Here is an 11,036-nt window from a genome sequence, read left to right as displayed (position 1 = left end):
GACCGTTTCCAGCCATCGAAAAACAGCCGCACGAGTGTACGGCTGTCAGGAATGAGTGCAGCAAAACGTTATTCAGCTTTTGAAGTAATATTATATTTCCAGAAAGTATCATGTTGGATGGGGATTCGTTCGACCATTTGTTTCAATTGCAGCTTTTTCATTTCCTTTTCTGTCTGGGCATTCGTCCAGTCATAGATCAATGAAATCTCCCTGCTGCCGACAAATTTATAGCTGGAGAGGAATTCCTCCACAGGGGGCTTCTCTGCCGGCTGCGGGTCTCTTTGCAGCATCTGGTGCAGGACGGTGACATACACGTCGTAACTATACAAACCGGAAATCTTGATACCGGAATCTTCCTCGGATTCATTGAAGAATACGATGGAGGGGGATTCGTCGATTTCCAATTCCTTCGTCAGCTTCACATCGCATTGGAATGCTTTCTTCGCTGATGGGGAGTACATATCCTCGCGAAACTCCTCCAAATCAAGTTCAGCGATTTTAGCGCATTCGATCAGGATCTCATCCGCTGTGATATCTTGCTTGTTCAGGAACAATGCTTCCTGGATCGTCCGCAGGAAGCGGGTGCCGGCTTTTCTTCCTTGCAGCTCTGCTGCTTTTATTGCAAGTGAAGTCCGCCACGGGAAGGAAACGGCATTATTCCATAAAATATTATCGGGCTGCAGGACAGCCTTCGGGTACGTGCATTCATTCCGTTCGCGTACAAGCGGCTGATAATCGCCGGTCAATATGGTACGCAAAGTGAAGTATTGTCCATATTCCATTGTTAGTTTCTTGAGAAAAGGCTCGAGTGACCAGCAATCTTCGCAAAGCGGATCGATAAAAACGTAAATCTCCACGGGTTTCTTTGAGGAAGGAAACAGCCCGCAAAATCCGCCACAGTCATCCTCAAGCCTTTGCTGTTTTGAATTGGAAGATTCCCAGCTCATATCGATTCTCCTTTCTCTTCGTCTGGTGTGTTCATCATATGATGTGCGGTAAGCGCAAGTCGTTCAAAGATTATGCTTTTATAAGGTTCCTCTATGTCAGTTTCCGCGAGGGCAGCTGCCATGCAGGAAAGCCATGCATCCTTACGCGTAGGTGTGATTTTGAAAGGGAGGTGCCGATATCTTAGCTTCGGATGACCATGCTCTTCTGTATAGAGCGGCGGCCCGCCTAAGAATTGTGTCAGGAACTGCTGTTGTTTGCGGCGGGTCTCCGTCAAATCTTCCGGGAAAATCGGCTTTAAATCCGGATCCACTGCCACTCGTCGGTAGAAGGCATCCACCAGGCGTTCCAATGCTGCCTGTCCGCCAATACCATCATATAATGTTTCAGCTTGATTCATGATTCTTCCTTTCTAATGCAAAGAGCAATCAACATAACATCTGCCCTATATGGGGTTGACTGTAATTCATTTTAGCAGGCTGCCATTGGATTGGGCAACTTATCTGTTTTGGAGGCTGTCATAGAAGCGCTGGATCTTGTTCGGCGTCTTTCGCTTCCCTATGCCGTGAGCGTCAAGAAGAGTTTGGAACACATTCTCCCCATGCTTATAGCTGCTGGCTTCCAGCTCCAATTCGTAATCGACGGTGTCACCATAGATGCTTTTATCAAGGACAATCGTGGTATCATTATATGATTTCTCCCGCCGGATAGTCTCCAGGGAGCCGCCATAATTCAATTCAGCAGCGGATATGTCCATTTCCTTGAGCTGCTTGCTGATATCAGGGCCAAGCGTGATTTGCCCTTGCAGCCATGCTTTGGCTTGCTCCTCCGTCAAATCATCATGCGTTTCCAGCAGCCCATCTCCTTGCGGCTGTTTCAGCGTGGATTGAAATCTCCCGTTTTTTTCCCTTATCCGCAAGGCGGATCCTTGTTGTTTCAACTGAAAGTCCTTTGTTTCGAAATAATGGTTGACCTGCTGGATGACAGGTGCGCTTTCCATTTCCAATGCATGATATAGTTTCTTGAATTCCGCTTCCGTGAGCAGATTCTTGAATTCGATTTCGATTTCTTGCGGCATACTGATACCCCCTGCGCGAACATCTGTGTTTTCGATTGTAATGCCAAGCTGCTTTTATGATACACTGAAAGCAGATAGAATGCATCTGGAACAACTAGACGCTGCTGGTAAGAAAAGGGGCTATGTAGAGCATGAATTGGGAAGTATTTTTAGCACCATATGTACAGGTAGTAGAAGAACTGAAAGTGAAGCTGAAGGGGATGCGTGCTCAATTCGAAAATGAATCACGTCATTCTCCCATTGAGTTCATCACCGGACGGGTGAAACCGATACGAAGTATTCTCCAAAAAGCAGCGAATAAGCAGGTCACAGTCGATGCACTGCATCAGGAAATACAGGATATTGCAGGGCTGCGGATCGTGACACAGTTCGTTGATGACATCTACACGGTTGTGGGCATGCTAAAAGCACGCAATGATTTCAAAATCGTCAATGAAATCGACTATATCGTGGAAACGAAGGAAAGCGGATACCGTTCCTATCATATGATCATCGAATATCCGGTTGAAACGATCCATGGAGAAAAGAAAGTACTTGCCGAAATTCAAATCCGTACACTTGCAATGAACTTCTGGGCTACAAATGAGCATTCCCTCAATTATAAATACGATGGCCAGATACCATCTGAATTGAAGACAAGATTGAAAAGAGCCGCTGAAGCTGCATTCCGGCTGGATGAGGAAATGTCCAAAATCCGGGATGAAGTGCAGGAAGCACAGCGGATTTATCATGATCAGCAGCAAATCAAAAAGCATAAATAGGGGTGTTAGCAGGGATGAAATATACGGTTCTGTCACGGGGAGATGAGAAGTCGGACCGCATCAAAGAAACGATTGTCGAACATTTGGCTCATTTCAATTTCGAGTACGATGAGAAGGAGCCTGATCTTGCGATATCCGTCGGTGGAGACGGCACTTTCCTTGAGAATTTCCATACATATGTCCATCGGCTGGACAGCACGGCATTCATCGGGATCCATACCGGTCATTTGGGGTTCTATGCCGATTGGGTACCGGAAGAATTGGAAAAGCTGCTGCTGCAGATTGCCAACAAACCATACCACATCGTGGAATATCCGCTGCTCGACATTTCCATCACCCACAAGGATGGGAGAGTGGACGAGCATCTGGCATTGAATGAATGTTCCGTCAAGACACCAGATGGTTCGGTTGTCCTTGATGTATCGATCAAAGGCGAGCATTTTGAAACATTCCGGGGAGATGGACTCGTCATTTCGACGCCTTCCGGAAGTACAGCCTATAATAAAGCGCTTAATGGAGCCATCATCCATCCTTCCTTGGCATCGATCCAAGTGACGGAGCTTGCTTCCATCAATAACCGTGTGTTCCGGACGATCGGTTCCCCGCTTATTTTGCCGAGCCATCATCCTTGTACGCTCCGGCCGACATTGGATAAAAGTTTCCTGATTGCCATCGATCATATGACCGAAAATCATTCGGATATCGAATCGATCACCTGCTCGGTCGCGAAGCAGCGTGTCCGTTTTGCCCGCTTCCGGCCATTTCCATTCTGGAAACGGGTGCATGACTCATTCATTGCAGATAAGAGGTAGACAATATGAAATTAAGCTGGACCTTGGCTGAGGAGATCGTCATCAAGGATTTCCTGAAGTCCCAAGGAGTTTCAAGAAGATTATTCAAAACATTGAAGGAGGAGCCCAAGCTGGTGACGCTCAACCAGCAGACGGCGCCTCTTTGGCATGTCGGCAAGGCAGGTGATAGCTTGGAAGTGGAGCTGCCAGAGGAAAAAGCAGGTTCCTATATGGAGGCAGAGCCGCTGGATTTGCCGATCGTCTATGAAGATGAGCATGTACTCGTATTGGATAAGTTGCCTGGTGTTGCGGTGATTCCATCGATGAACCAGCCGTCAGGTACGATTGCCAATGGCTTGCTGTGGCACTATAAGGAACAAGGTCTGCCGTATACAGTTCATATCCTGACAAGATTGGATCGTGATACATCGGGACTGATGCTGGTGGCCAAGCATCGTTATGCCCATACGCTCTTGGCTGCTGATCAGAAGCAAGGGGAAATCCAGCGGTCCTATGCTGCGCTGGTGGAAGGCACCATGACAGAATCTTCAGGAACGATAAATCGGCCGATCGGCAGGAAGGAAGGCTCGATCATCGAGCGGGAAGTAAGAGCGGATGGACAAACGGCAGTCACATACTTCCGTCGCCAGGCTTCCTTCAACCGCCATACACTGGTGGAAGTAAAGCTTGCCACAGGGAGGACACATCAAATCCGCGTCCATATGGCAAACATTGGTCATCCATTGGCTGGGGATACACTATACGGCGGAAAGACAAACGTCATCAACCGGCAGGCTTTGCATTCCCAGCAGCTGCGTTTTGTCCATCCATTTACGAAACGTCTGCTGACTTTCCATTCCCCGATTCCGGAGGATTTCCTAATCGAATGAGCGGAATTTCTCTTCGACGAATGGCTGCTGCGAGGGAACGCTGTGCAGACTGCGTTCCGGGAAGCGGCAGGCAGTCAGCTTGTTCCCGAATACACAGCCTGTATCGATATTGATCGTATGATGGATGATGCGGGCATCCAAAACAGGAGTATGGCCATAGATGACCCAGTCATCCCCATGATAATGCTTGGCCCAATCCAATCTTACCGGACGGCCCAGCTCGTCCATCTCCCCAGTCGTGTCCCCATAAAGGACAAAGCTTTTCACTTTTTTCCCTTCTTTGCCGATCAAGGACTCTTTGATTCCGGCATGCGCGGCAATAGCACCAAGTTCTGGAATCCGCTTGTAAAGCGGAGCTTTTTTATAGAGCTGCATAAACATATTGGACAGCTTTCGCCGTTTGTTCGGCGGACTGTTCTGCAGTTCTGCCACCGTAGTTTCCAAGCCGTGCTTTACTTGGACATTATTCCCGACCAAATATCGGTAAAGCTTATCACAATGATTGCCTGGGACATAATAGCCGATTCCTTCTTCAACAAGCCGATACACGAGTTCAATCACGCCCAATGAATCGGGACCGCGATCAGTCAAGTCACCAATGAAAAATGGCTGCCGATTTTCAGGGTGAACAGGCAGTCCATCCTCCAGCTCATAACCTAATTCATCAAAAAGCTCGTGCAGCTCAAGGTTGCAGCCATGAACATCCCCGATAAAATCGATCTTCATATCTATCACTCCTATACAAAAAGGGAAAGCTTAACGTAGCTTTCCCTTTTTTCATATGGCTTATTTCTGTGTTTCGAACATGTATGTCCGGGTCCTGGAATGAATGTTGAGCACGATGCCGATTGCAATCATATAAGCAAGTGTCGAGCTTCCTCCGTAACTGAGGAATGGGAGCGGAAGCCCTGTAATCGGAACCAGTCCCACCGACATCCCGATATTCTGGAATATTTGGTAGGTGAACATCCCGATGAACCCTGCTGAAAGATAGCTTCCAAACGGTTCATTGCTTTCCAATCCTACTTGGATCATCCGATAGATGAGGATGAAGAATAGGAAAAGGACAAGCGCCGATCCGATGAATCCAAACTGCTCAGCGATAGCGGAGAAGATATAATCCGTATGACGCTCCGGAATGGATACTTGGAAATTGGAAGCGCCTTTGCCGAATAGTATCCCCGATCCGATCGCCATCAGTCCCAAGCGGTACTGGTAGCTGGAATCCGGGTACTTTTCTGGGTAAAGCCAGCCTAGGAAGCGGCTTTCAACGTGCTTGAAGATCGTCTCCTGCAAGAAAGAACCAACTTGGTTCGGGAAGATGTACGACAGGATGACAAGAAATGCAACGGCACCCAATACAATCCCGAGTATGGTCAAAAGGAGCCGCCAGCTTATTCCAGAGACCAGGATGGTTGCACCAAGGATGGCACTCAATACCAAGAAACCGCCAAGGTCAGGCTGTGACGCAACCAACAGCATCGGAGGCAGTGCGACGGCAAGCAGTTTCCCAAGCAGGAACAAGTCCGATTTATTCGTGCGGATCGTATTTTTCTCATTATGGGACATGATCACATGCGCCAAAGCAATGACGACAAATACCTTTACGAATTCAGATGGCTGCATCGAGCCGATACCAGGCAGGATGAACCAGCTTGTCGCACCATTCGCTTCATTGATGATGGCCGATGGGAATCGGAAGAAAAGCATAAGGAGCATAACCATACCGATTCCATAAAAAATCCATACAAGCTGACGGAGCCGGTCGTAGTCAAGCAGCATCATGACAGCAATGACAACCCCTCCCACAATGTACCACATAATCTGCCGCGGCATATATTGGGTCTGGGCTGCAATCCCTGATAGAGTCGGCTGCAGCTCATATAAAGTGAATGAAGAGACGATACCAAGCAGTATCAATACTAATATAATTGTTAGATCTAACCGAAATTTGTTAGAATTCATACACAAAACCTTTCTTTCGTTCCTTCCGCATCTCTAGCTGCTTTAAAAAGCGATTAGATTTTGCAAATGAGTGGAATATAATCTTGTTACAGTTTACAACAAAATGACCGATAAATTAAGTGTACTCTATTAAAGTTTCTTAAACCTTTAATAAAATAGGATATTTTCCGTTGACAAACTGCTGCACGTTACTTACTATTGAAATTTCTTGCAAGCAAGGAGGCAGGCGTATGGATCATTTGGAAAACCAAGAAATCTTACTATACCAAAATAAAATCAGGGAGGCACTAGCCAATCAGCAGATCGATCAATTTCGTGCAGAATACCTAGAGCTGCACCCGTATGATCAGGCTGCCGTGTTCGAGGAACAGCCTGAAGAAATCCGTAAACAGATTTATTCCTATCTGTCACCTGATGAAACAGCGGAAATCATGGAAAATGTCGATCAGGAGAATGCGGATATTTATTTCACAGAGATGTACTCGAGGTATGCGGCGCAAGTATTGGCGGAGATGTCAGCCGACGATGCGGTGGATATCCTGAAAGAAATGGACAAAAATAAGGTTGCAAGCTTCATCACCATCATGGAAAAGGATGCAGCAGATGAAATAAAGCATCTGCTCCATTATGAAGATAAGACAGCTGGAAGTATCATGACGACGGAATTCGTCAGTGTCAGTGCGGCTGATACAGTGCGGGAAGCAATGCTGCATCTCCGGGCTGAAGCGCCGGATGCCGAAACGATTTATTATACGTATGTAGTCGATCAAGATAAAAAATTGGTAGGCGTCATTTCCTTGCGTAATCTGATCATAGCCGAGAAGGACTGGCTCATTTCCGAAGTGATGAGTGACAGGATCGTCAGTGTCTCTGTCGGGGATGATCAGGAGCACGTCGCGCAAATGGTGCGCGATTATGACTTCCTGGCGCTGCCGGTCGTTGACTTTCAAAACCATATCCTGGGCATCATTACCGTCGATGATATCCTGGATGTCATGGAAGAAGAAGCAGACGAGGATTACAGTCGTTTAGCCGGTGTCAGTGATACGGAAAGAGGGGAGGACAGTGCCTTCGTTTCTGCCCGTAAACGGCTGCCGTGGCTCATTGCACTTCTATTCCTTGGTATGATAACGGCAAGCATGATAAGTCAGTTTGAAGATACACTCAGCAAAGTTGCGATTCTTGCCAGTTTCATCCCAGTTATCGGGGGGATGGGCGGCAATACGGGTACACAAGCGCTAGCTGTTGCAGTACGAGGCATGGCAACGGGAGATGTGGCAAAAAGAGGGAAAATGCGCATGGTGATCAGAGAGGGTCTGACAGGCATCATTAACGGTGTCATCTGCGGCATTATCATTACATTGGTGGTAATCATATGGCAAAAAAGTTTTTACCTGGGGCTGCTTATCGGGTTATCTATCCTCTCGACCTTAATAGTAGCAACTTTAGCTGGGGCTGTTATTCCGCTCATCATGCATAAGCTGAAGATCGACCCGGCCGTCGCTTCGGGTCCTTTTATCACGACGATAAATGATATCATATCAATCTTGATTTATTTCGGGCTGGCAACAGCCTTCATGGGATTTTTACCACAATAGAAAAAAGGAGGGTCCGGCATGGAGCATGAATCCATCATATCCTTAGTCGTTGTCATTTTGGCAGCATTCCTTACACCAATTCTCATGAACCGTCTGAAGCTCCGTGCGCTCCCTGTAGTCGTAGCGGAAATAATCGTCGGTCTTATCATCGGTCAAAGCGGTTTTGACCTAGTCAATCAAAGCACGTGGCTGGACACATTGTCCACCCTCGGTTTCATCTTCTTGATGTTCTTGAGCGGACTCGAAATCGATTTTTCTATTTTTGCTGGGAAGGATAGACGGAAAAAGGATAAACAGCCATCTCAATCGCCGTTCGTCATATCGGTTATTGTATTCCTTGGTATCCTCGTCTTATCGATTGGGTTGTCATATGTATTCGTCCTGGCTGGCTTTATCGATAATGTCTTTCTCATGACGCTGATCATCTCCACCATTTCATTGGGGGTCGTTGTACCGACATTGAAGGAAGCGCAGATGATGAAGTCGACATTCGGACAGACCATCCTTATGATAGCCGTCATCGCTGATTTGGCTACGATGATCCTATTGGCGGTGTTTGCTTCCATCTATGGTGATGAAGGAGGCAATATGTGGCTGCTGCTCATCCTATTCGGAGTTGGTGTCCTTTTGTATTTTATCGGAAAGATTTTCCAGAAGCGTTCCTTCATCGAGACAATGTCCAAGGGAACCGTCCAGATAGGGACACGAGCGGTTTTCACGCTCATCATTGTACTTGTGGCCGTATCCGAGTCTGTCGGTGCGGAGAATATCCTGGGAGCATTCTTGGCCGGGACACTTGTTTCGCTGCTGTCCCCGAACCAGGAGCTGGTCCATCAGCTGGACAGCTTCGGCTATGGTTTCCTTATTCCTATATTCTTCGTCATGGTAGGGGTCGAAATGGATTTGCGTTCATTGCTGACAGATCCGCAAATATTGACCCTTATCCCATTGCTTCTGATTGCACTGCTTATGTCAAAGCTCATTCCCATTCTCTACTTGCGAAGGTGGTATGACTGGCGTTCCGTGATCAGTGCAGGGACCATCCTGACATCCACGCTTTCATTGGTCATTGCAGCAGCTGCCATCGGGAAACGGATCGGTATCATCGATGCCAAAATGGAAGGGGCACTGATTCTTGTAGCTGTGATCAGCTGTATCATTACGCCTTGGTTCTTTAAGCGGTTCTATGTGCGTTATGCGGATACGGATAAAAAGTACGATGTTGGCTTCATCGGTGCCAACCAGCTGACGATGCCATCCGTCCGGAACTTGGATGGGCACCACTACAGGACGCATCTGTATCACACGAAACAGGATAAAATCGATGAAAGTCTGGCGCATCCGGAATTCGATATCCAGGAGCTGGAGAACTATGAACCTGCACAGCTGGAAAGACTGGGTGTATTCAATGTGGATATCCTTGTCGTATCCACCGGCGATGAAGCCCAAAACAAGGACATCGCACTCTATGCGAAGGAATCAGGTGTCGATCGTGTCATCGCACGTATCGAACACCCTGTTCTAAGCGATGAATTAAAGGATAAGGGCGTGGAAGTGTTCTCTGTCCTTCTGTCGACCAATTTGCTGCTGAAAGCCCTTATCGAAGCGCCGAGTTTAATGAATATCCTGACGAATCAGGATAATGCCCTCTATCAAGTATCGATGCAGAATGCTGCTTATGAGGGTGTATCGCTCCGCCGCTTTCCCTTCCATGGGGATTTGATCATCGTCCGGATTTTCCGCGGCAAAGATTCCATTGTCCCGCATGGGGATACAGTATTGCGGATGGATGACCTTCTGATCGTGACCGGATCAGGGGAATATATAGAAGATTTGCGTGAGCTGCTTGAATGAAGACTGTCTGCGGACAGTCTTTTTTCTTTGCTGATTCTGGGCACACCAATCGGTCCGGTGCATATACTGAGTAAGAAACTATGCAGAGGAGGACATCGCATGTCCAAAGGAAAGGTACGGCGTCAGCAGCCGCTGCTGTTCATTGCCCAGCCGAAGCTTGATCTGCCGCAAGCAGAAATGCAGCAGGCTTATCGTACGACAAAGGATGACAAGAAAGTGACAACAGGCGATGCTGAATCAGTGACGGCTGTAGAATCTGCTGAAGAAAAGCCAGCAGAAGAAACAGTCAGGAAAACGAAAAAAGGGGACTTCAAGGATCTCTCTATTTCCGAAAAGACTAGATACCTGTTAAATCTGCCATCTCAAATTCCCCGAATGAAATGTGAGATAGTAACAGAGGAAAATAGCTTCATAGGAACTATATCGGGAATAGAAGAAGATGTGATACAGTTCAAATCAATCAGGCGTCCATTCAAAAGAGAGATTAAGTTATCCAGTGTCAAGGACATAAAGCTGCTTGGGTTCTAATAAAAAAAGTTCAATCTTGTTTTCCAAGATTGAACTTCTTTTTTTAAATGGTCGGAACTCCTGGTGTTCCGGAATTTCCATTGAAAGCAGAGATTGCAGGAAGCGTTGTGATATGGCAGAAGCAGTGTAAATCGACAGTGAAGCAAAGACCAGTCGCAGTTAAGTTTGCCACTGCTTGATCATCGATGCTATCAGGTGTCAAGTCTAAGTCCGCTGGATCGCGCAGCAATTCAAGGACAGCACAATCGTCTTCGTATACAGTCTTTACGCGGAAATAGAAGCTCGCTGCAACCGGACCAAGTGTTCCAGGTGTAGCCCCAGGTACAACTCCTACTCCCCGGAAAGGTGAACCGTCCTTGTTATAGAGAATGAAAGGTACTGTATCGAAACCAGTGGATCCTCCCCAGTTGCCAAGAAGATCATTGATGGATTGTTCCGCGCTTGTGGCACAGCATTCCGTGTAGATATCCTTTTGCGCATTGGCGATTTCTTTAAGGATGTCCTTGACGCAGCCTGTGCCTTTTTCACATCCACAGCTCATGATGTTTAACCCCTCTCGAATTGATAAAGTGATGACGTATCGTCTTTAATAAGATATGAGATGCCCTATGTTGTGTGTGGGCGAT

General features: G+C 47.1%; 12 protein-coding genes. 6 read left to right on the top strand and 6 right to left on the bottom strand.

From position 1 onward, the window contains the following. Positions 1-68: 68 nt before the first annotated feature. The 3 genes from MHI54_RS02730 to MHI54_RS02720 form a co-directional block, all read right to left on the bottom strand. Complete coding sequence (locus MHI54_RS02730) at positions 69-947, bottom strand: ClpXP adapter SpxH family protein (RefSeq protein ID WP_340082259.1); 879 nt, start codon at positions 945-947, stop codon at positions 69-71. Beyond that, a complete protein-coding gene (locus MHI54_RS02725; RefSeq protein WP_198946046.1) occupies positions 944-1,345 on the bottom strand; it encodes a globin in 402 nt (133 codons plus the stop codon). Before MHI54_RS02725 ends, MHI54_RS02730 begins: the two co-directional genes overlap by 4 nt. Positions 1,346-1,444: 99 nt before the next feature. After that, positions 1,445-2,023, bottom strand: a complete 579-nt coding sequence (locus MHI54_RS02720) for a CYTH domain-containing protein (protein ID WP_095216403.1) — start codon at positions 2,021-2,023, stop codon at positions 1,445-1,447. Between the two features lie 131 nt (positions 2,024-2,154). On the opposite strand from MHI54_RS02720, the gene MHI54_RS02715 reads away from it, so the two are divergent. The 3 genes from MHI54_RS02715 to MHI54_RS02705 are packed head-to-tail and all read left to right on the top strand — an operon-like array spanning position 2,155 to position 4,465. Further along, entirely contained in the window at positions 2,155-2,784 is a 630-nt protein-coding gene (locus MHI54_RS02715) for a GTP pyrophosphokinase family protein (protein WP_095216402.1), read from the top strand. A gap of 14 nt (positions 2,785-2,798) precedes the next feature. Then, entirely contained in the window at positions 2,799-3,596 is a 798-nt protein-coding gene (locus MHI54_RS02710; RefSeq protein ID WP_095216401.1) for an NAD kinase, read from the top strand. Between the two features lie 5 nt (positions 3,597-3,601). After that, a complete protein-coding gene (locus MHI54_RS02705) occupies positions 3,602-4,465 on the top strand; it encodes an RluA family pseudouridine synthase (RefSeq protein WP_095216400.1) in 864 nt (287 codons plus the stop codon). Here the strand turns inward: MHI54_RS02705 and prpE are convergent. Further along, on the bottom strand, positions 4,454-5,191 hold the full coding sequence (gene prpE, locus MHI54_RS02700) for a bis(5'-nucleosyl)-tetraphosphatase PrpE (RefSeq protein WP_095216399.1): 738 nt from the start codon (positions 5,189-5,191) through the stop codon (positions 4,454-4,456). The two genes, MHI54_RS02705 and prpE, sit on opposite strands and share 12 nt — an antisense overlap. Before the next feature lie 60 nt (positions 5,192-5,251). Next, positions 5,252-6,430: an FtsW/RodA/SpoVE family cell cycle protein gene (locus MHI54_RS02695; protein ID WP_095216398.1), complete on the bottom strand. Its 1,179-nt coding sequence runs from the start codon at positions 6,428-6,430 to the stop codon at positions 5,252-5,254. Positions 6,431-6,660: 230 nt separating this feature from the next. Here MHI54_RS02695 and mgtE point away from each other — a divergent pair, with 230 nt between their 5' ends. The 3 genes from mgtE (at position 6,661) to MHI54_RS02680 (ending at position 10,410) form a co-directional block, all read left to right on the top strand. Beyond that, positions 6,661-8,028 (top strand): magnesium transporter, encoded by a 1,368-nt coding sequence (mgtE, locus tag MHI54_RS02690; RefSeq protein WP_095216397.1) that lies wholly within the window; start codon positions 6,661-6,663, stop codon positions 8,026-8,028. 18 nt (positions 8,029-8,046) lie between these two features. Beyond that, positions 8,047-9,882, top strand: a complete 1,836-nt coding sequence (locus tag MHI54_RS02685) for a monovalent cation:proton antiporter family protein (RefSeq protein WP_095216396.1) — start codon at positions 8,047-8,049, stop codon at positions 9,880-9,882. A gap of 99 nt (positions 9,883-9,981) precedes the next feature. Then, entirely contained in the window at positions 9,982-10,410 is a 429-nt protein-coding gene (locus MHI54_RS02680) for a CotO family spore coat protein (RefSeq protein WP_095216395.1), read from the top strand. A gap of 43 nt (positions 10,411-10,453) precedes the next feature. Here MHI54_RS02680 and MHI54_RS02675 read toward each other — a convergent pair whose 3' ends face one another. Beyond that, positions 10,454-10,951 (bottom strand): CotY/CotZ family spore coat protein, encoded by a 498-nt coding sequence (locus MHI54_RS02675; RefSeq protein WP_095216394.1) that lies wholly within the window; start codon positions 10,949-10,951, stop codon positions 10,454-10,456. Between the last annotated feature and the right edge of the window lie 85 nt (positions 10,952-11,036).

Origin of the sequence: Terribacillus sp. FSL K6-0262 (assembly GCF_037977385.1) — a bacterium.
Lineage (GTDB): Bacteria > Bacillota > Bacilli > Bacillales > Amphibacillaceae > Terribacillus.
The sequence above is the reverse complement of the archived record's forward strand: the minus strand, read 5'-3'. Positions and strand labels throughout refer to the sequence as shown.

Bases quoted from the DNA above. Each gene is read 5' to 3' on its own strand.
- MHI54_RS02730 (WP_340082259.1), bottom strand. From the start codon at position 947: ATGAGCTGGGAATCTTCCAATTCAAAACAGCAAAGGCTTGAGGATGAC.
- MHI54_RS02725 (WP_198946046.1), bottom strand. From the start codon at position 1,345: ATGAATCAAGCTGAAACATTATATGATGGTATTGGCGGACAGGCAGCA.
- MHI54_RS02720 (WP_095216403.1), bottom strand. From the start codon at position 2,023: ATGCCGCAAGAAATCGAAATCGAATTCAAGAATCTGCTCACGGAAGCG.
- MHI54_RS02715 (WP_095216402.1), top strand. From the start codon at position 2,155: ATGAATTGGGAAGTATTTTTAGCACCATATGTACAGGTAGTAGAAGAA.
- MHI54_RS02710 (WP_095216401.1), top strand. From the start codon at position 2,799: ATGAAATATACGGTTCTGTCACGGGGAGATGAGAAGTCGGACCGCATC.
- MHI54_RS02705 (WP_095216400.1), top strand. From the start codon at position 3,602: ATGAAATTAAGCTGGACCTTGGCTGAGGAGATCGTCATCAAGGATTTC.
- prpE (WP_095216399.1), bottom strand. From the start codon at position 5,191: ATGAAGATCGATTTTATCGGGGATGTTCATGGCTGCAACCTTGAGCTG.
- MHI54_RS02695 (WP_095216398.1), bottom strand. From the start codon at position 6,430: ATGAATTCTAACAAATTTCGGTTAGATCTAACAATTATATTAGTATTG.
- mgtE (WP_095216397.1), top strand. From the start codon at position 6,661: ATGGATCATTTGGAAAACCAAGAAATCTTACTATACCAAAATAAAATC.
- MHI54_RS02685 (WP_095216396.1), top strand. From the start codon at position 8,047: ATGGAGCATGAATCCATCATATCCTTAGTCGTTGTCATTTTGGCAGCA.
- MHI54_RS02680 (WP_095216395.1), top strand. From the start codon at position 9,982: ATGTCCAAAGGAAAGGTACGGCGTCAGCAGCCGCTGCTGTTCATTGCC.
- MHI54_RS02675 (WP_095216394.1), bottom strand. From the start codon at position 10,951: ATGAGCTGTGGATGTGAAAAAGGCACAGGCTGCGTCAAGGACATCCTT.